Annotated in this window: 20 protein-coding genes; 11 read left to right on the forward strand and 9 right to left on the reverse strand. The window is 67.4% G+C overall.

All coding sequences use genetic code 11. The features are described 5' to 3' along the window. Positions 1-32 precede the first annotated feature (32 nt). Positions 33-725 (forward strand): GntR family transcriptional regulator, encoded by a 693-nt coding sequence (locus AAHB16_RS26020; protein WP_150373439.1) that lies wholly within the window; start codon positions 33-35, stop codon positions 723-725. A gap of 180 nt (positions 726-905) precedes the next feature. Here AAHB16_RS26020 and AAHB16_RS26025 read toward each other — a convergent pair whose 3' ends face one another. Continuing rightward, a complete protein-coding gene (locus AAHB16_RS26025; protein ID WP_150373438.1) occupies positions 906-1,817 on the reverse strand; it encodes a LysR family transcriptional regulator in 912 nt (303 codons plus the stop codon). A 94-nt stretch (positions 1,818-1,911) separates the two neighbouring features. Then, entirely contained in the window at positions 1,912-2,661 is a 750-nt protein-coding gene (locus AAHB16_RS26030) for a hypothetical protein (RefSeq protein WP_317889534.1), read from the reverse strand. A 228-nt stretch (positions 2,662-2,889) separates the two neighbouring features. Here AAHB16_RS26030 and gcl point away from each other — a divergent pair, with 228 nt between their 5' ends. From gcl to ypfJ, 6 genes are all read left to right on the forward strand, one after another. After that, complete coding sequence (gene gcl / locus AAHB16_RS26035; RefSeq protein WP_150373437.1) at positions 2,890-4,683, forward strand: glyoxylate carboligase; 1,794 nt, start codon at positions 2,890-2,892, stop codon at positions 4,681-4,683. 26 nt (positions 4,684-4,709) lie between these two features. Further along, positions 4,710-5,492: a hydroxypyruvate isomerase gene (hyi, locus tag AAHB16_RS26040; RefSeq protein WP_150373436.1), complete on the forward strand. Its 783-nt coding sequence runs from the start codon at positions 4,710-4,712 to the stop codon at positions 5,490-5,492. Between the two features lie 48 nt (positions 5,493-5,540). Next, entirely contained in the window at positions 5,541-6,464 is a 924-nt protein-coding gene (gene glxR, locus AAHB16_RS26045; RefSeq protein WP_150373435.1) for a 2-hydroxy-3-oxopropionate reductase, read from the forward strand. Positions 6,465-6,542: 78 nt separating this feature from the next. Further along, a complete protein-coding gene (locus AAHB16_RS26050; RefSeq protein WP_342052359.1) occupies positions 6,543-7,880 on the forward strand; it encodes a glycerate kinase type-2 family protein in 1,338 nt (445 codons plus the stop codon). Between the two features lie 28 nt (positions 7,881-7,908). Next, positions 7,909-9,393 (forward strand): pyruvate kinase, encoded by a 1,485-nt coding sequence (pyk, locus tag AAHB16_RS26055; protein WP_342052360.1) that lies wholly within the window; start codon positions 7,909-7,911, stop codon positions 9,391-9,393. 126 nt (positions 9,394-9,519) lie between these two features. Continuing rightward, positions 9,520-10,416 (forward strand): KPN_02809 family neutral zinc metallopeptidase, encoded by an 897-nt coding sequence (gene ypfJ / locus AAHB16_RS26060; protein ID WP_150373432.1) that lies wholly within the window; start codon positions 9,520-9,522, stop codon positions 10,414-10,416. Between the two features lie 144 nt (positions 10,417-10,560). Here the strand turns inward: ypfJ and AAHB16_RS26065 are convergent, their stop codons facing one another. The 7 genes from AAHB16_RS26065 to AAHB16_RS26095 all read right to left on the reverse strand — a co-directional run bounded on the left by AAHB16_RS26065 (position 10,561) and on the right by AAHB16_RS26095 (position 15,083). After that, the gene (locus tag AAHB16_RS26065; RefSeq protein ID WP_342052361.1) at positions 10,561-10,869 is read right to left on the reverse strand and encodes a hypothetical protein; all 309 of its coding nucleotides are present in this window, start codon (positions 10,867-10,869) and stop codon (positions 10,561-10,563) included. Between the two features lie 172 nt (positions 10,870-11,041). After that, positions 11,042-11,473, reverse strand: coding sequence for a Cd(II)/Pb(II)-responsive transcriptional regulator (locus tag AAHB16_RS26070; RefSeq protein ID WP_150373430.1), 432 nt, complete (start codon positions 11,471-11,473; stop codon positions 11,042-11,044). A 78-nt stretch (positions 11,474-11,551) separates the two neighbouring features. Next, on the reverse strand, positions 11,552-11,947 hold the full coding sequence (speD, locus tag AAHB16_RS26075) for an adenosylmethionine decarboxylase (RefSeq protein ID WP_150373429.1): 396 nt from the start codon (positions 11,945-11,947) through the stop codon (positions 11,552-11,554). Further along, positions 11,944-12,111, reverse strand: a complete 168-nt coding sequence (locus tag AAHB16_RS26080) for a hypothetical protein (RefSeq protein WP_191002160.1) — start codon at positions 12,109-12,111, stop codon at positions 11,944-11,946. The genes speD and AAHB16_RS26080 overlap by 4 nt, the downstream gene beginning before the upstream one ends. Positions 12,112-12,114: 3 nt before the next feature. Further along, on the reverse strand, positions 12,115-13,641 hold the full coding sequence (locus AAHB16_RS26085; RefSeq protein ID WP_342052362.1) for a DUF4178 domain-containing protein: 1,527 nt from the start codon (positions 13,639-13,641) through the stop codon (positions 12,115-12,117). Between the two features lie 9 nt (positions 13,642-13,650). Then, entirely contained in the window at positions 13,651-14,676 is a 1,026-nt protein-coding gene (locus tag AAHB16_RS26090) for an SPFH domain-containing protein (protein WP_342052363.1), read from the reverse strand. A gap of 20 nt (positions 14,677-14,696) precedes the next feature. After that, complete coding sequence (locus AAHB16_RS26095) at positions 14,697-15,083, reverse strand: DUF350 domain-containing protein (protein WP_150373938.1); 387 nt, start codon at positions 15,081-15,083, stop codon at positions 14,697-14,699. Positions 15,084-15,298: 215 nt separating this feature from the next. On the opposite strand from AAHB16_RS26095, the gene AAHB16_RS26100 reads away from it, so the two are divergent. The 4 genes from AAHB16_RS26100 (at position 15,299) to htpX (ending at position 20,014) form a co-directional block, all read left to right on the forward strand. After that, entirely contained in the window at positions 15,299-16,810 is a 1,512-nt protein-coding gene (locus AAHB16_RS26100; protein ID WP_342052364.1) for a polyamine aminopropyltransferase, read from the forward strand. Between the two features lie 8 nt (positions 16,811-16,818). After that, entirely contained in the window at positions 16,819-18,543 is a 1,725-nt protein-coding gene (locus tag AAHB16_RS26105; RefSeq protein ID WP_150373425.1) for an NAD(P)-binding protein, read from the forward strand. Between the two features lie 45 nt (positions 18,544-18,588). Next, on the forward strand, positions 18,589-18,993 hold the full coding sequence (locus AAHB16_RS26110; RefSeq protein ID WP_150373424.1) for a hypothetical protein: 405 nt from the start codon (positions 18,589-18,591) through the stop codon (positions 18,991-18,993). Positions 18,994-19,132: 139 nt separating this feature from the next. Then, a complete protein-coding gene (gene htpX / locus AAHB16_RS26115; protein ID WP_342052365.1) occupies positions 19,133-20,014 on the forward strand; it encodes a protease HtpX in 882 nt (293 codons plus the stop codon). The last annotated feature ends 3 nt before the right edge of the window (positions 20,015-20,017 follow it).

The following is a 20,017-nucleotide window of genomic DNA, read 5'->3' on the forward strand; positions in this document are numbered from 1 at the left end:
TCAGCGCGGAGCCACGCCCGACGCGCGCCATCATGCCCGAGCATATCGATCCAGACATGACCGCCGAGGCGATTGCCGACGATATCGTCGCCGCCATCGTCTCGCACCGCCTCCCGCCCGGCACCAAGCTGCGGGAGGAGGCGCTCGCGAGCGTCTACCGCGTGAGCCGCACCAAGGTCCGCGCGGCCCTGCTGATGCTGTCCAAGGACAAGGTGATCCAGATCGTGCCCGACAAGGGTGCGTTCGTCGCCAAGCCCAGCGCCGAGGAGGCGCGGGAGGTCTTCGCGGTGCGTCGCATCCTCGAGGCGGCGCTCGCGCGCGAGTTCGTCGCCAGGGCCACGGCCGCCGACTACAAGCGCATCGACAAGCATCTGGCCGCCGAGCGCAAGTCGCTGAACGGCAACGATGCCCAGACGCGCACGCGCCTGCTCGGGGATTTCCATATCGTCATGGCCGAAGTGGTGGGCAACAGCGTGCTCACCGAAATCATGCGCGAGCTGTCGATGCGCAGCGCGGTGATCACCATGCTGTACCAGTCTCGGCGCGATGCCACGTGCTCGTCGGACGAGCACCGCGAGTTCATCGAGGCGGCACGCGCCGGCGATGCCGAGCGCGCGGTGGCGCTGATGGTGGAACACCTCGCGCACGTCGAAGCCGCGCTGCATTTCGACGAGGTGCCGGACGCCGCGCGCGGCAAGGACCTCGTGGCGGCGCTGCTCGCGTAATCCGCGCAATGCCGTCACATTTGATATCGATCAAGGCGGGGGACCGGTAGTACGCGCATCATCGGTCTGGCCATGAAGTTGCGGGGGCGCACTTCATCGGCTCTCCCCGTCCTTCGAAAGAAGGGCTGCCCGCAGACCGCAACGGCTCTGCGGGCTTTTTCTTTTCTGCCCTTTTCTGCCCTATACCCGGCCGCTCCAGTACCCGGGCTTCGCGTACTGCGCCTTCAGATGCTCGATAAAGAACCGGATCTTCGCGGGCACGGGGCGCTGCTGCGGGTACACCGCCAGGATGTCGTAGTCCGGCAACGCGAATTCATCGAGTACCGTAATCAATTCCCCGCTTTCCAGCTGCGGCAGGATTTCCCATGTCGAGCGCCAGCCCAGCCCGAGGCTTTCGCCCGCCCAGCGATGCAGCAGTTCGCCGTCGTTGCAGTCGAGGTTGCCGTTCACGCGCACGGTCACCGTCTTCCCGTTGTCGTTGAAATACCATCCGCGCTGCTGGCCGCCCTGCAGGTTGAACGCGAGGCAGTTGTGGTGTTCGAGATCCTCGAGCGTGCGCGGTACGCCATGCTTCGCGAAGTAGGCCGGGGTGCCGCACACCACGCGCTTGTTCGACGACAGCTTGATGGCCACGAAATTGGGATCGATCGCGCCGCCGATGCGGATGCCGACGTCATACCCCTCGCGCACGAGATCGACGACGCGATCGGTCAGGTTGAAGGAGATCTGCACGTCCGGGTTCGCGGCCAGGAACGCCGGCGCATGGGGCGCCACGTGCTTGCGCCCGAAGGCGGCGGGCGCGGAGACGATCAGGTGGCCCGTCGCCTTGTGCCGCCCTTCCGCAATCAGCATCTCCGCGCGATCGAGGTCGGACAGTGCCTTCTTGCACTGCTCCATGAACGCCGCGCCCTGCTCCGTCACCACGATGCGCCGCGTGGACCGGTGCAGCAGCTTGACGCCGATACGCGCCTCCAGCGCGTTGATGCGGCGGCCGATCATGACCGGTGTCACGTTCTGCGTCAGCGCGGCCGAAGCCATGCTGCCCTGCTCCACCACGGCGATGAATGCCTCGATCTGCTTGAATTTATCCATGTCGGCCAGATTGCAGGTTGTCTCCTGCCGGCCATTGTGAAGCATGCGCGGCGGCTTGCGCATCCCCCGACTGCGATACCCGCTATGCGTCGCCTCAGCGCGAGCGGCCCAGCGCTTCGTTGATCTCGGCCGCTTCGCCGAGCACATGGGCCAGCCGGCGCAGCGGCCCCGAACATTGCAGCTGGGCGAACAGCGCGAAGGCCGCGCCGGCCACGAGCACCGCGCCGTAGACGGCCACCACCTGCTGGATGCTGGCCGCGGTGGGCGCGCCGGCGGTGCCGTCGAACAGCACGAACGCGGCCGGACCGAGCGCGAGCAGCACGGCCACGGTACGCGCCGACCCTTCCCACATCCGGACCTGCAGCACCACGCGGCGCTGGCGCGCGCGCAGTTGCAGCGGTGGAATGCGGCCGAGCTGGAGCAGCAGCGCGTTCTCGGCCGTGCTTTGCGAATCCAGGCGCCGCGTCATCCAGCGCAGCGGATGCCAGAGCGCCTCCCGCCGCTGGGCGATGCGCGCGAGCCAGGCACCGAGATAGCAGGCCGCGCTGGCCGCCAGCGCCGCGTGGAAGGCCTCCGGCAGCCAGACCGGCGGCGTCTGGCGCAGCAGCAGGTGCCAGTACGCCAATGCGCTGCCGGTGATGACGGTCGGCACGACGGCGGCAATGAATGCGGCCCAGAGCACGCGTGCCACCGACACCGCCGGACTGCCGGTCGCCGCCGGCGTCGCGACGTCGGTCGCGCGAAGCGCTTCGATCAGTTCGTAGGTAGGCGGCAACCGGGCGTACATGGGTCGAATGTGAGCGGAAACATCGAACATCTGGCAACCCGACATTGTGGCGATCATGACGCGCGCCGAACAGCACCAATGTGCGAGTTCGCACGGATTCCCCACTCATTGGGGGTTCAGGACGCATGGCGATTGCATACCGCATCGATCACATTTCGAGGCTTGCTGCCAGCCATTCGAAACCTGAAGTATCGAATCAATTGATCGTCGTTCCGTTTATCCCGAGCCCGGTGCGGGCATAGCATCGAATCCAATCACAGGCCCACCCGTTATTGGAGACAAAACATGCCGAAGATGAGAGCCGTCGACGCCGCGATCGCGGTGCTGGAGAAGGAAGGCATCACCACCGCGTTCGGCGTCCCCGGCGCCGCCATCAACCCGTTCTATTCGGCGATGCGCAAGGCCGGATCGATCAAGCATCTGCTGGCCAGGCACGTCGAGGGCGCTTCGCACATGGCCGAGGGTTATACGCGCGCCGAGCCCGGCAATATCGGCCTGTGCGTCGGCACGTCCGGCCCCGCCGGCACCGACATGATCACGGGCCTGTACTCGGCCTGGGCCGATTCGATCCCCATTCTCTGCGTCACGGGCCAGGCGCCCCGCGCGCGGCTGTACAAGGAAGACTTCCAGGCCGTCGATATCGAGTCGATCGCCAAGCCCGTGACCAAGTGGGCCGTCACCGTGCGCGAACCCGCGCTGGTGCCGCAGGTGTTCCAGCAGGCGTTCCATCTGATGCGCTCGGGCCGTCCGGGCCCGGTGCTGATCGACCTGCCCTTCGACGTGCAGGTGGCCGAGATCGAATTCGATCCGGAAACGTACCAGCCGCTGCAACCGTACAAGCCGGCCGCCTCGCGCGCCCAGATCGAGAAGGCCATCGCCATGCTCAACGCGGCCGAGCGCCCGCTGATCGTCTGCGGGGGCGGTGTCATCAACGCGAACGCCTCCGAACTGCTCGTCGAGTTCGCCGAGCTCGTCAACGTGCCCGTCGTGCCGACGCTGATGGGCTGGGGCGTGCTGGCCGACGATCACCCGCTGCAGGCGGGCATGGTCGGCCTGCAGACGTCGCATCGCTATGGCAATGCGACGCTGCTGGCTTCGGACTTCGTGATGGGCATCGGCAATCGCTGGGCGAACCGCCACACGGGCAGCATCGACGTCTACACGAAGGGCCGCAAGTTCGTGCACGTGGATATCGAACCCACGCAGATCGGCCGCGTGTTCGGTCCCGATCTCGGCATCGTCTCCGATGCAAAGGCCGCGCTCGAGCTGTTCGTCGAGGTGGCGCGCGAGATGAAGATGGCCGGCCGCCTGCCCGACCGCAAGGCATGGGTCGCCGACGTGCAGAAGCGCCGCCGCACCATGCATCGCAAGAGCGACTTCGACAACGTGCCCGTCAAGCCGCAGCGCGTGTATCGCGAGATGAACCAGTATTTCCCGCGCGACGTGCGCTACGTGACCACGATCGGCCTGTCGCAGATCGCGGCCGCGCAGTTCCTGTCGGTGAACCAGCCGCGCCACTGGATCAACTGCGGCCAGGCCGGCCCGCTGGGCTGGACGATTCCCGCGGCGATCGGCGTCAAGACCGCGTCGCCCGATTCGGATGTCGTGGCGATCTCGGGCGACTACGACTTCCAGTTCATGATCGAAGAACTGGCCGTGGCCGCGCAATTCAAGGTGCCCTATATCCATCTGGTCGTGAACAACTCGTACCTCGGGCTGATCCGCCAGGCACAGCGCAACTTCGAGATGGACTACTGCGTGCAGCTCGCGTTCGACAACGTGAATGCGCCCGAGCTCGAAGGCTACGGCGTGGATCACGTGAAGGTCGTGGAAGGCCTCGGCTGCAAGGCGCTGCGCGTGTTCAAGCCCGAGGACATTGCCCCCGCGTTCGCGGAAGCGCGCGACCTGATGGCCGAGTTCTCCGTGCCCGTGGTCGTCGAGGTGATTCTGGAGCGCGTGACCAATATCGCGATGGGAACCGAGATCGACAACATCAACGAGTTCGAGCCGATCGAGGATCGCGCGGATAGCGAAGCTGCCGGCGAGGCCATCCTCTCGGAAGAGACCGAAACCGCCTGACCGCGTCATCCATCAAAGAGCCAACGATGCCAAAGCTAGCCGCCAACCTCACCATGCTGTTCAACGAAGTGGCGTTTCTCGACCGCTTCGAAGCCGCCGCGCGCGCGGGATTCCGCGGCGTGGAGTTTCTGTTCCCGTATGCGTTCCATGCGGACCAGATCGCCGACCGCCTCAACCGCTTCCAGCTCGACCTCGTGCTGCACAACCTGCCCGCGGGCAAGTGGGAAGCGGGCGAACGCGGCATCGCCTGCCATCCCGATCGCGTCAGCGAGTTCCGTGACGGCGTGGGCGAGGCCATCAAGTACGCGAAGGTGCTCGGCGTGCGGCAGCTGAACTGCCTGGCGGGCATCCTGCCGCAGGGCGTGCGGCGCGAGGCCGCCAACGAGACGCTCGTCGAGAACCTGCGCTTCGCGGCCAATGCGCTCGCGGCCGAGCGTATCGACCTGCTGATCGAGCCGATCAACACGTTCGACATTCCCGGCTTCGCGCTGTCGCGCACGCAGCAGGCCGTCGATCTGATCGAGCAGGTCAACGCGCCCAACCTCTACGTGCAGTACGACATCTATCACATGCAGCGCATGGAGGGCGAGATCGCCGCGACGATCAAGGCCAACCTGCCGAAGATCCGTCACGTGCAGCTGGCCGACAACCCCGGCCGCAACGAGCCCGGCACCGGCGAGATCAATTACCGGTTCCTGTTCGGCTATCTCGACGAGATCGGCTACCAGGGCTGGATCGGCTGCGAGTACAAGCCGCGCGCCTCGACCGAGGCCGGTCTCGGCTGGCGCGCCGCGCACGGCATCGGCTGACAGACATCAGCAAAACCTATTTCCGAATCTGGACTGGAGGAGACACACATGGCAAACCAACGCACTATCGGCTTTATCGGCCTCGGCATCATGGGCGCACCCATGGCGGGTCATCTGCGCGCGGCGGGTCACACGTTGTTCGTGCATGACGTGAACCCGGCCCCGCAGGCGCTCGTCGATGCCGGCGTCACGGTCTGCACGAGCGCGGAAGAAGTGGCCAAGCGCGCCGAGATCGTGATCGTGATGGTCCCGGACACGCCGCACGTGGAAGCCGTGCTGTTCGGCGAGCGCGGCATCGCGGCCGCATACAAGGCCGCGGGCAAGGAGGCCACGTACGGCAAGATCGTCGTGGACATGAGCTCGATCTCGCCGATCGCCACGAAGGACTTTGCCGCGCGCATCAACAAGCTGGGGGCGTCGTACCTCGATGCGCCGGTGTCCGGCGGCGAAGTGGGCGCGAAGGCCGCTTCGCTGACGATCATGGTCGGCGGCCCCGGCGAAGCGTTCGAGCAGGTGAAGCCGCTGTTCGAGCTGATGGGCAAGAACATCACGCTCGTCGGCGGCAATGGCGATGGCCAGACCACGAAGGTCGCGAACCAGATCATCGTGGCCCTCAATATCCAGGCCGTGTCCGAAGCGCTGCTGTTCGCCTCGAAGGCGGGTGCCGATCCGGCGCGCGTGCGCCAGGCGCTGATGGGCGGCTTCGCCTCGTCGCGCATCCTCGAAGTGCATGGCGAACGCATGGTCAAGCGCACGTTCGACCCCGGTTTCCGCATCGAACTGCACCAGAAGGACCTGAACCTCGCGCTGCAGGGCGCCAAGGCGCTCGGCGTGTCGCTGCCGAACACGTCGGCCGCGCAGGAACTGTTCAACGCGTGCGCGGCGCATGGCTTCGGCAAGCTCGATCACTCGGCGCTGTGCCGCGCGATCGAGATCATGTCGAACCACGAGATCGCGAAGAGCGACAAGTAACACCACACGCTTCGAAGCACGGCGTCGCGCCTCGCGCGCGATGCCTCACGCATCCCGCCCGCCGCACCAGGATTCCCCATGTACGCCTCGGACGCCAATGCCGCCAATGCCGCGCGACTGACGCCTGCCCGCCGGTCCTTCGCCGATTACCGCGATCCCCACCAGGCCCGCACGCTGCTGCGCGACCTGTTCGATACCGCCGTGGCCGCGGTCAGCGCCAGCCACTGCCTTCCCCCTCACCTGCCCTCAGCGCCGAAAGGCCGTACCGTCGTCATCGGCGCCGGCAAGGCGGCCGCTGCGATGGCGCAGGCCGTCGATGCGCACTGGCAGGGACCGCTGTCGGGCCTCGTGGTCACGCGCTACGATCACGGCGCCGACTGCCATCGCATCGAGGTGGTCGAGGCCGCCCACCCCGTACCCGATGCAGCGGGACAGCGCGCCGCCGAACGCATGGTCGGGCTCGTGCAGGGCCTGACCGCCGACGACCTCGTGCTGTGCCTGATCTCGGGCGGCGGCTCCGCGCTGCTCGCCGCGCCGGCACCGGGCCTGACGCTCGCGGACAAGCAGGCCATCAACAAGGCGCTGCTGCGCAGCGGCGCGAACATCGGCGAGATGAACTGCGTGCGCAAGCACCTGTCCGCGCTCAAGGGCGGACGGCTCGCGCTCGCCTGTGCGCCGGCGCGCGTGGAGACACTGCTTATCTCCGACATTCCCGGCGACGATCCGACCCTGATCGCCAGCGGCCCGACGCTGCCCGACGCCACCACGTGCGCCGACGCGCTCGCGGTCATCGCCAAGTACGGCATCGATATCCCCACGCATGTGCGCGCGCACCTCGAGAGCGGCGCCGGCGAAACGCCGAAGCCCGGCGACGCGCGCTTTGCCGGCCATCGCAGCGTGACGCTCGCCACCGCGCAACAATCGCTCGAAGCGGCGGCGGCGCGGGCGCGCGAGCTCGGCCTCGAGGCCCATATCCTTTCCGACTGCATCGAGGGCGAGGCACGCGACGTGGCGCAGGTGCATGCGGCCATCGCGCGTCAGGTGGCCGCGCGCGGACAGCCGTTCGCCAAACCCTGCGTGCTGCTCTCCGGCGGCGAGACCACGGTGACCGTGCGCGGCAATGGCCGCGGCGGCCGCAATGCCGAGTTCCTGCTCGCGCTCGCCGTCGCGCTCGACGGGCTGCCCGGCGTGCACGCGATTGCCGGCGATACCGATGGTATCGATGGCTCGGAGGACAACGCCGGGGCCGTGCTGTCGCCCGACACGCTCGTGCGGGCCGCCGCGCGCGGCCTCTCCGCGCGCGCGCATCTGGCCAACAACGACGGCTACGGCTTCTTTGCGGGCCTCGACGACCTCATCGTCACCGGCCCCACCCGCACCAACGTCAACGACTTTCGCGCGATCCTCGTGATCTGACGCGCGCCCACAAGAACCAGGAGACAACATGAGACGCCAGCGCAAAGCGAAGATCGTCGCCACGCTCGGTCCGGCCAGCAGCGATATCGCGGTGATCCGCGAACTGTTCGAGGCCGGTGCCGACGTGTTCCGGCTGAACTTCAGCCATGGCACGCACGACGATCATCGCCAGCGATACGACGCGGTGCGGCGCGTGGAGGCCGAGACGGGCCGCCCCATCGCGATTCTTGCGGACCTGCAGGGTCCCAAGCTGCGCATCGGCACGTTCGCGGTGGGCAAGGTCGCGGTGCGCGCGGGCGACCGCTTCGTGCTCGACAGCGATCCCACGCCCGGCGATGGCACGCGCGTGCATCTGCCACACCCCGAACTGTTTCGTGCGGCGAGCGCGGGCCAGTCGCTGCTGATCGACGACGGCAAAGTGCGCCTGGCCATCGAGTCGGTCTCGAGTGGGAGCATCGTGACGCGCGTGGTCAACAACGGCACGCTGTCCGATCGCAAGGGCGTGAACGTGCCTGACGCGGTGATTCCCATTCCCGCGCTGACCGACAAGGATCGCAAGGACCTGGACTTCGCGCTGTCGCTCGGCGCGGACTGGATCGCGCTGTCGTTCGTGCAGCGCCCGTCCGATATCGTCGAGGCGCGCGAGATCATCGGCACGCGCGCGGGCGTGCTGTCGAAGATTGAAAAGCCTGCCGCGCTGCAGCAGCTCGACGAAATCGTGCGCGTATCGGATGCGGTGATGGTCGCACGTGGAGATCTTGGCGTGGAGTTGCCGCCCGAGCGCGTCCCGGGCGTGCAGAAGCGCATCCTGCGCGTGTGCCGCCAGCTCGGCAAGCCAGTCGTGATCGCCACGCAGATGCTGGAGTCGATGATCGATTCGCCGGTGCCGACGCGCGCGGAGGCATCCGACGTGGCGAGCGCGATCTACGACGGCGCGGACGCCGTGATGCTGTCGGCCGAGTCCGCCAACGGGCGCTACCCCGTGCAGGCGATCGCGATGATGGACCGCATCTCGATCGAGGTCGAGCGCGATCCGCTCTACCGCAACATGCTCGATGCCCAGCACGAGGCGCCGCTTTCCACGCGGCAGGATGCGATCTGCGCGGCGCTGCGCGAAGTCACGCAGATCATCGGCGCGCGCGCGACCGTGACGTACACCTCGTCCGGCGCCACGGCGCTGCGCGCGGCGCGCGAGCGTCCATGCGCGCCGATCGTGAGCATCACGCCCAATCTCGATATCGCGCGCCGCCTCGCAATCACGTGGGGCGTGCACTCGACCGTCAGCCCCGATGTGCAGAGCGTGGACGAGATGGTCCAGGCGGCCACGCGCGCCGCGCTCGTCGAGGGCTATGCCGAGCCCGGCGACCAGATCACGATCGCGGCGGGGATACCGTTCGGGCAAGGCGGGACGACCAACCTGCTGCGCGTGGCGGAAGTCGGCGGCGCATCGCCCGACCTCACGCTGAGCGGCGCCGCCCTCACCCAGTCGCCGAAGGAGACGGCCGGCGTGTGACGGCCGGCGTGTGAGACGGCGGAGGACTCCGGAAGGCATGGCGCCGTTGCTATACTCCACGGCATGACGGCAGCGGCGCGATGTCACGCATGCGGCTGCCGGCGTTCCCGATCTCACGGAGTATCCATGCGTCTCGATGACGAAGCCGAAAGTCAGAACGTAGAAGACCGCCGCGGCGGCGGTTATGGAGGCGGCGGTGGATTCGGACTTCCGGTCGGCGGCCGCACCATCGGCATCGGCACGGTCATCGTCGCGCTGGCCGCGTCGTACTTTTTTGGTATCGACCCCTCGGTGATCTTCCAGGGCGCGTCGGTGATCCAGGGCCAGCAGCAGCAACCGCAGCACGCGCCGCAGCAGCATCGCCCGCCCGCCACCGACCAGCTGACCGTGTTCACGCGCAAGGTGCTCGGCAATACCGAGCGCACATGGGAGCACATCTTCGAGACGGACCTGAATCGCCGGTATGCGCCGCCGACGCTGGTGCTGTTCAGCGGCGCGACGCCGACCGCGTGCGGTACGGGACAGTCCGCGATGGGTCCGTTCTATTGCCCCGGCGATCAGAAGGTCTATATCGACCTCGCGTTCTATGACGAACTGCGCCAGCGGTTCGGTGCCGGTGGCGACTTTGCGCAGGCGTACGTGATCGCGCACGAGATCGGCCACCATGTGCAGAACCTGCTCGGCGTGTCCGCCAAGGTCGACGCCGCGCGCCGTCGCATGAGCGAGGCGCAGGCGAACCAGCTGTCCGTGCGGCTCGAACTCCAGGCCGATTGCCTCGCCGGCGTATGGGCGGCCACCGCGCAAAAGGCCAACCAGCAACTGCTGGAGCCGGGCGACGTGGAAGAAGGCCTCAAAACCGCGGCCGCGATCGGCGACGACCGGCTGCAGCGTCAGGCGCAGGGATATGTGGTGCCGGAAGCGTTCACGCACGGCACGAGCGAGCAACGCGTGCGATGGCTGCGCCAGGGTCTGACGACGGGCGACATCCGCAAATGCGACACGTTTGCCGCGCGGCAGTTATAAGCAGCGAAAACCCTGCAAGCCGCAGTGCGAATTGGAAAAGCGTGGGGGAAAAATCACCTGCCCGGCGGAGAGAGAAGGAGGAGGTCGGCCGGGCAGGTGGGAGAGAAAACTGCTGGCCCTCACGATTGCCGTGAGGGCGGGTAATCAGACGCGATAGCCGTACAGGTCGCCGTTGCGCGAATTCTCGAGCGCGGAGGCCGAGATCTCGCCGCTGAACGTGTGCGTGCCGTCGGTGAACGTATCGAACTTGCCCTGGCGCAGGCCGTCGGTGAACGGGTCGAACTTGTCGCGCTTGGAACCATCGGTATATACGTCGGCCTTGGCCGCGCGGGACGCGTCGGCGTAGACATCCATCTTGCCGACCTTCTTGGCGGCGGGTGCGGCGAACGCGGTGGCCGAGGCGACGTATGCCGCCAGGACAAGGGCGCCGCCAAGCATGCGTTTGGCGATCATCTGGGACTCCTTCAACTGTATGCGGCCCGCTTGCTAATCGGCCATCTTGGTGGCAGCGCGGGCACAGGCTGAAGAGTAGAAGGTTCGTCCGCAAGGAAAAATACCGCTGCGACGAATGGTGCGTTGCACGCCGTGAAACGCCCGGAGTGCGGACGAACGGGTGCGCGGAATATCAGTGCGTGTGCGCGTGGCACTCGCAGGGAGCGCCCTCGGCGGCCTGCTGGAGGTTCTGGAGGATGCCGCACTCGCTCGCCGGGTGGGGCGTCGCACACGTCTCGCGCAGTGCGCGCAGCTGGCCCTCGAGCGCTTCCAATGCCACGCGCTGCGTGTGGATCTGGTCGATCTGGCGGTCCAGCAGATGATTGATGTCGTCGCACGCCAGCGACGGATTGCGCTGGAAATCGCGCAGGCGGCGCACGTCGGAGAGGCTCATGCCGAGCGAACGGCAGTGCCGCACGAAGTTGAGCTGCACCAGATGGCCGTCGCCATACCGGCGGTAGCCGTTGTCCTCGCGCTGCGGTGCGTCCAGCAGCCCTTCCCGCTCGTAATACCGGATGGTCTCGATATCGCAGCCGCTGTGGCGCGACAGTTCGCCGATGCGCATGACAGGCTCCTTGCCAACATCCCTGTAGTCGTTACAGGGTTTTACCAGTGTAGGGCAATGCGGGAAGCCCTGTCGGCGTCAGGGGTTTTGGCGGCCGGGCCCCGACGCCGGGCCACGCGCTTCATCGCGGACGTGGTGTGACGCCGGGGCCAGCGCCCCGACGATGACCTCGACGCCGCGCTCGGGCGCCGCCTGGCCGCACATGAAGATATCCACAGCCGCGAACCCGTACTCGGGCCACGTATGGATGCTGATATGGGACTCGCGCAGCAGCAGCACGCCCGTCACGCCGAGGCCCGGCCCGAAATGCTGGAAGCGGGAGGCGATGGGCGTCGCGCCGGCCGCGCGGGCGGCGTCGTGCAGGATCTGCTCGATGCGCGTGGCATCGGTCAGCACCGCCGCCGGCACCCCCTGCATGTCCAGCAGCAGGTGGCGGCCCAAGACCGGCGGGCATGGCAGCACGGGCGCGTTCACTTGTGGCCGCCCCCGGACGACCAGCCGCCGCCGCTGGAACCGCTCCAGCCGCGGGACGACGTGCCACCGCCACTGCCACCGCCGCTGCCGCCCACCGACTTGTAGGTGTACATCGTCGCGCCGAACAGCACGATCATGCCGTACACGAGAAACAGTATCCGCATCCCTCAGTCCTCATCCCCGCTGCCGGATCCGCCGTAATGCCGCGCGATCCAGATCGGCGCCCACAGCGCCAGCGTCCCGTAAATCAGCCCGTCCCAGTCTTCGCGGCCGATCAGCACCATCGGCAGGTTCAGCAGCCACAGCAGGAACACGAAGCCCCACGCCGCGCGCGTGCAATAGCCGAGGTCATCGACGGCTCCCGCCGATCGCTTTTGTTCGGGCAGCTTCGCGGCCTCGGCGAGCGCCTTGTTGTCCTGGAACCAGAGCGAGACCTGCGTTCGCGACACCGTCGTCGACAGCGTCCAGACGATCTCCGTTTCGCTGGTCTCCTGCGTGAGCCGCCGCGCCGGCGAGCCGTACTCGGTCAGCTGCGTCTTGTCGCCGGCCTGCACGCGCCAGTTGAACGTGCCCGCCGCGTACAGCACCTCGCTCTCGTACGTGAAACCCTTGCGATATGGCTTGGCTTCGAACGTGACCTCGCTCGCGCCGCTCTGCTTCGGCCAGACGTCGAGCACGCGCACGCGATCCCAGCCGCTGTCCTGCTCGACGAGCCACAGCAGTCCCGCGTCCTCGTTGAACAGCAGGTATTCGACCCAGGTCGAGGTTTCCTCGTCGTCGTTGTCCGTGCACTGCAGCAGGCCGAGCACCGTGTACGGCTTCCCATCGATGGTGCCGACGTCGCCCGGCGCGAGGCTCGTGTGCAGTGCCTCGACTTCTTCATGCTTGGCGAGCACGAGCGCCGTCGACGTGGTGCAGTCGACTTCGCTATGGCAACTGGAGCAAATCACGAAGTTCGCCGTACCCGCGCGATAGGCGATCGGGCTGCCGCAATGCGGGCAGGCGAGCGGCACCGCCTTGCCGCGATAGCGGTCGGCGGTCCGGCCGATCTCGTCCGCCGCGCGCAACAGCTGGCATTGCAGACGGTCCAGGGTGACCAGTTGCCCCGCATAGACCGCGGGCGGTTCGCCGTCGGCGTAGTCGAGCGTCAGGAAGCGGCCTTCGTAACGGAAGTCCGCGACCTGCGTGGTCCATCCCGCGCCGACCGAGAACGGCAGTTCGCCCTGTCCGCCCGTGCAGCGCGCCGCGCGGACGTCTCCGGCCACGAACGGCAGGCTCTCGTAACGCAGCTGCGTGCCCGGGCGCAGGCGCGCGAACGGCGGCAGCGGGTCCGATGTGGCACTGGCCACGGCCTCCGGCCGCACGCGGCGCGACAGCATGTACTGGCCCGACGCATCGGCGAGCCATCCGTCGGAGCCGTCGTCGAACAGCACGTACCACTCGTTCCAGAGGCCCGCGTCATAGCGCAACTGGATGCGGCCGACGAGCGTGAAGCCCTGCCCCTCCCACCGGCCGCTCGTATGGATCTGCAGCGGCGTGTAGTCCTCGAGCACGGCCGACATCTTGCCGATGTCGCGGACGGAATCGGCGTCCCTGAGCAGCGTGCTCTGGCAATACTCGCAGACCGCCATGACCGCGGCGGACGAACGAAAGCTGACCTCCGCGCCGCAGCCCGGACAGTTGACCGTTTGCATGCAGTCCGATCAGCCGACGAGCTTCCTGAGGATCTCGGCCTTGGCGGCGTCGAACTCCGCCTGCGTGACGAGTCCCTTGTCGAGCAGTTCCTTGAGCTTGCCCAGGCGGGCGGCGGGATCGTCGGCAGCCGGTGCCGCCGCGGCGGGCACCGCGGGCGCGGGCGTGCCGGCCGCCGGCGCAACACCGAGCCCCCCGGCCATCGCCTGCCCCATCACCGCGCCGGCGGCAAGACTGGCACCGAGGCCGGCCACGCCGCCCTCGTTCTGTGCCGCGAGCGGGATCGAACTGGCGACCTGGTACTGCGTGTAGCGCGACATATCGCCCATCATGCCCATCGAGATCCGCGTGTCGATGGCCTTCTGCAGTTCCTCGGGCAGCGACACGTTGGTCACCGCGAAGTTGTCGAGCGCCACGCCGTAGCGTTCGAACTCGGGCGCGAGCTTCTCGCGAATGGTCTGCGACATCAACCCCTGGTTCGCGGCCATGTCGAGGAACGGCACCGACGATGCGCCGAGCGTGCTCGTCATCGTCGCGATCAGCAGGTTGCGCAGCTGCTCTTCCACTTCGTCGCGCGAGTACGACGCGCGCGTGCCGCTGATCTCGCTATAGAACTTTGCCGGATCGGCAATCTTGTACGAGTACAGGCCGAACGCGCGCAGCCGCACCATGCCGAAGTCCGCGTCGCGAATGGTGATGGCCTGCGGCGTGCCCCATTTGCGGCCGATCTGCAGGCGCGTGCTGAAGAAGTAGACGTCCGACTTGAAGGGCGACTCGAACAGCTTGTCCCAGTTCTTCAGATAAGTGAGGACGGGCAGCGTCTGGGTCGTCAGCTTGTACATGCCGGGACCGAAGACATCGGCGATCTTGCCTTCGTTCACGAACACCGCCATCTGCGACTCGCGCACCGTCAGGCTGCCGCCGTACTGGATCTCCATGTCCTCCATCGGGTGGCGCCATGCCAGCACGCCATCCGTGTCCTCGGTCCACTGGATGATGTCGACGAACTGCTTCTTGATGAATGACCCGATGCTCATGATCGCTCCCTTTTTCCCTGTCACGACAGGCAGGCGGCATTGAGCACGCCCACCGTTACCGAGAGCGTGCCCATCAGGCCGCCCATGGCGATATTGTTCGATTCGATCGCGGCGTTCATGTCCGGCAGCGCGCGCGTGAGCGCCGCGTAGGCGGCGGCCTGCACGACCATCGCGCCCAGCGCCCACAGCAGGAACATCATGAAGTCGTCGTTGTGCTGGATGCTCGAGGACAGCGTGAAGCAGAAGCCGAGCGTACTGCCGCCCAGCGATAGCGCGGCCGCCATATTGCCTTTGCGGATGAGCGCGAACTCATGGAATGGCGTGATCCTGGTGTAGACTCCGACGAACACGGCGAGCAGCACGAGACTGGCCAGCAGGTGCGTCGCATAGGCGTAGATCGAATTCATGATCGATGAATCAATGATCGTCGAGGCGATGATCGGTTGCATGGTCTTGCCGGTGCCCTCGTTGTTATGGCCAGGCGTGGCGTGGCCACGCATCGACACGATTTGCGGCCAAGTATAAACTCAGAAGCGGTCGCTTCAGAACCCCTCCTTCGCGCCGCGCTCACCCGCCCTCATCCGCCCTCACCGGCTTTCACCCGCCGTCCTGCCGCCCCTTCATGCGCGACCGTACCCTCGTTCTTTCCGTCCTGATCGTCGCCTCGTGCGGACTCGGCTACGAGCTCATCGCCGGCGCGCTGTCCAGCTACCTGCTCGGCGACTCGATCCTCCAGTTCTCGTCGATCATCGGCTGCTATCTGTTCGCGATGGGCGTGGGCTCGTGGCTGTCGCGGTACGTGAAGGACGAAGACGTGCTCGCGCGCTTCATCGATATCGAGATCCTCGTCGGGCTGCTCGGCGGTATCTCGGCCGCGCTGCTGTTCGTGGTGTTCGCCTGGCTGTCCGCGCCGTTTCGCACGGCCCTCTATGCGCTGGTATTCGTGATCGGCGTGCTCGTGGGCATGGAGATTCCGCTCGTCATGCGCATCCTCAACGCGCGCCGCGCCGCGTTCAGCGAGCTCGTGAGCCGCGTGCTGACGTTCGACTATCTCGGCGCGCTGGCCGTCTCGCTCGTGTTTCCGCTCGTGCTGGCGCCACGGCTCGGGCTGTCGCGCACGGGCTTCCTGTTCGGCATGCTCAACGTGGCGGTGGCGCTGTTCACGCTGCGCATCTTCCGCGCCGAACTCACGCAGGTGCCCGCCCGCATGCTGCGCGCGGGCATGGTGCTGGCCGTGCTGACGGCCGGCTTCGCGGGATCGTCGCACCTCACGCACTGGGCCGAGCGCGGGCTGTTCGGCGACGAGATCATCCACAGCGAGACCACGCCATACCAGCGGCTGGTGATCACACGCTGGAAGGACGACCTGCGGCTCTATATCAACGGCAACCTCCAGTTCTCGTCGCGCGACGAACACCGGTACCACGAGGCGCTCGTGCACCCCGTGCTGCAGGCGCTGCCGTGGGCGCGCCGCGTGCTCGTCATCGGCGGCGGCGACGGTCTGGCGCTGCGCGAAGTGCTCAAGTACCGCGGCATCGAGCACGTGACGCTCGTCGACCTCGACCCGGCCATGACCACGCTGTTCTCGCGCAGCGAGCCGCTGCGCGCGCTGAACCAGGGCTCGCTGACCGATGCGCGCGTGACCGTGGTCAATGCCGATGCCGCGCAATGGCTCGAGCAGAACAGCGAAAGCTTCGACGCGATCATCGTCGACCTGCCCGATCCGTCCAACTTCGGCCTCGGCAAGCTCTACTCGGTACCGATGTACCGGCTCCTCTCGCGCCACCTTGCGGAGAAGGGGTATGCGGTCGTCCAATCGACATCGCCGTACTACGCGCCGCGCTCGTTCTGGGATATCGATGCCACGCTGCGCGAGGCCGGCTTGCACACGTGGCCGTATCACACCTACGTGCCGTCGTTCGGCGAATGGGGCTTTATCCTCGCCGGCAAGCGCGGCGACTACACGCCGCCGACGCACTACGACGTGCCGATGAAATTCCTCGATGCGGACAGCACCGCGCTGATGTTCCGCTTTCCGGCGGACATGGCGCCGCGCGAGGGCACGGCCAACCGGCTCAACGAGCAGACGCTCGTGCACGATTTCGAGCGGGACTGGCGTAACGTGATCCGCTGAGAGTGGGCATGCATTGGGACCGCCGCCGCTTTCTGCTCGCCGCGGGCGCTACCGCGCTGGCGGGATGCGATCGCCTCGACGGCGATGCGGCGCGCTTTCTTGCGGGACTCGGGCTGCGCGAGCCCGATCCCATCGTGCTGCGGCCGGGCATGGCCGAAGGCCACGCGCTGCGCGATGGCGGGTCCGGGATCGCCGGTGGCCGGGACGCGGGCGACGACCTGACGACCGAGGTCGCGATCCTTGGCAGCGGCGCCGCGGGCATCGCCGCGGCGTGGCAGCTCTCGCGCGCCGGATGTCATGACTTTGTCATGATCGACGGTCCCGAGTTCGGTGGTAACGCGGCAGGCGGGCGGCTCGGCGACGTCAGCTTTCCGCGCGGCGCGCATTACCTGCCGCTGCCGTCGGAAGAGTCGACGCACGTGCGCGAGATGCTCGCCGACATCGGCGTGATCGAGCGCGATGCATTCGACGCACGGCCGCATTACGACGAACGCGTGCTCGTGCACGGCCCGGAGGAGCGGTTGTTCCTCGATGGCGCATGGCACGATGGGCTGGTACCGGACAACGCGCTGCCCGGCGACGATGCCCGTCAGCACGCGGCGTTTTTCGCGCGGCTCGATACGCTGCGCCATGCGGTGGGTAGCGACGGGCGCAAGGTGTTCACCATCCCGCTCGCGCTGGCGTCGCGCGATCCGGCCTGGCGCGCGCTCGATCGCCAGACGTTCCGGCAGTGGATGCTGGCCGAGGGCTTTACCGCGCCGACGCTGCACTGGTACGCCGACTACTGCTGCCGCGACGACTACGGGGCCGGTCATGACACCGTTTCGGCGTGGGCCGGCCTCCATTACTTTGCCAGCCGCGGCGGGCACGCGCGCAACGCGGCCGATGGCGCCGTGCTGACGTGGTCCGACGGCCTGCACGGACTGGTGTCGCGGCTGGTACAGCGAATCGATGCGCGCCAGGGTGCGCAGATGGGTACGCGCCGCCAGCCGTGGCGTCGCCCGGGCATGGCCATCCGCGTCGGGGAACACTCCCATGGCGTGGTCGTCGAGGGCGTAGACTGGCCTGGCGGGGTGGCCTCCGGCGCCGCGCCACGCGCATGGCGCGTCCGCGCGCGCCGTGTCATCTGCGCGATGCCGCTGCACGTGGCCGCGCGCATCATGGATCTGCGCCGGTATGGTTTCGACCCCGCCCGGCATCTGACGCCGCATGCGCCGTGGCTCGTCTCGAGCTTTCATCTGCGGGGCTTTCCGGATGAAGCCGCTGGCGTGCCGCTCGCATGGGACAACGTCGTGCACGGCGGCCGCGGGCTCGGTTATGTGGTGGCCACGCATCAGTGGATCCGGCAGGCCCGCCCCGCCGAGACTGTGTTTACAGCCTATTGCCCGCTCGACGATACCGCGTACCGCGGTGGCGCCGCGGCGGAGCGCCCCGGAGATATCCGCCGCTGGCTGGCCACGGCCACGCCCGCCGAACTCATGGCGCTGGCCACCACCGACCTGCGCGCGGTCTACGGCCGCGACTTCTGGCGCCATGCGGACGCCGTGGAGATTACCGCGCGCGGCCACGCCATGGCCACGCCGACGCCGGGATTCCTGTCCAACGCCGGGATCGCGGCATTGCGGGAGGCCGACGGCCGGGTGCTGTTCGCCCATGCGGACCTGTCGGGGCTGTCGGTGTTCGAGGAGGCCGCATGGTGGGGTACGCGTGCCGCATTGCGGGTCGTCGGATAAGCGGCTCGCCATCCTGTAGAATTCCCTGCATCGGGCGATGCCCAGATGTGCATTACATTCGTGCAATTTTTCCGGCTCATGCTGACGATCGTGCTGCTTGCCTTCCTGCCGCTGCAGGCCTGGGCAGGCACCGGTGCGTCCATGCCCGGAACCCCCGCGGTGTGCGAGGCGAGTGCGCATATCGCGTCCGCCCCGACGCTCGGGGACATTGCCATCGCGAGCCAGACGGGCTTCGGCGATCTCGCCGACAGCGGCGGGCCTGCCGAATCGCCCTATCCCGCGGACACCACCGAGCCGTCGCCGCCGGGCGCCGACTTCGCGGAACAACTGCTGCCGCCGCCCCCGCTGCGCGTGGCTGTGCATGACGTGCAGGGCGCGCTGCCCCGCTATGCCGGCATCACCTTGCCGGATCCCGACCTTCCCCGCCTGCCGCGCCCGCCGCGCGGCTGATTTGCCCGCGCGCGGCATGCCGCCGTCGCGCGCCCACCGTATTCGCCTTGTTTTTCCGCGCGGCGTGCCGTTGTTCCCAACATCGGTACGTCATGCTTCCGCGGCATCCGCCGCGACTTTCTGGCTCCACCCACAAACCATGAAACGCATTTTCCTGTTCCTGGCGACCAACCTCGCCGTCGTGCTCGTCCTCAGCCTCACGGCCAGCCTGCTGGGCGTGAACCGTTTCCTCACCGCCAATGGCCTCAACCTTGGCATGCTGCTCGTGTTCGCCGCGCTGATGGGCTTCGGTGGCTCGTTCATCTCGCTGCTGATGTCCAAGACCATTGCCAAGTGGTCGACGGGCGCGCAGGTCATTACGCACCCGAGCACCACCACCGAGTTCTGGCTCGTGCAGACGGTCGAGAAGCTCGCCACGCGCGCGGGCCTGCCGATGCCTGAAGTGGCCATCTACGATGGCGAGCCGAATGCATTCGCGACCGGCGCCTCCAGGAAGAACTCGCTCGTGGCGGTGTCCACGGGCCTGCTCAACTCGATGTCGCAGGAAGAAGTCGAGGCCGTGCTCGCGCACGAGGTCGCGCACATCGCCAACGGCGATATGGTCACGCTTACGCTGATCCAGGGCGTGGTGAACACCTTCGTGATCTTCATGGCGCGCGTGGTTGGCTACTTCGTCGACTCGTGGCTGCGCCGCAATGACGAAGAGTCGAGCGGCCCCGGCATCGGCTACATGATCACGGTGGTGATCTGCGAGATCGTGTTCGGCATTCTGGCCAGCATCATCGTGGCGGCGTTCTCGCGCCATCGCGAATACCGCGCCGACGCGGGCGCGGCCGGGCTGATGGGCACACCTTCGCCGATGGTCTCGGCACTGCGCCGCCTCGGCGGTCTCGACGCCGATGGCCTGCCGCAGAACATGCAGGCAATGGGCATCGCGGGCGGCAAGTCGTGGATGGGCCTGTTCTCGAGCCACCCGCCGATCGAATCGCGGATTGCGGCGCTGCAGAGCGCACAGCGCTGAGCC

This window comes from Cupriavidus sp. OTU4054 (assembly GCF_038440175.1).
Lineage (GTDB): Bacteria > Pseudomonadota > Gammaproteobacteria > Burkholderiales > Burkholderiaceae > Cupriavidus > Cupriavidus pauculus_D.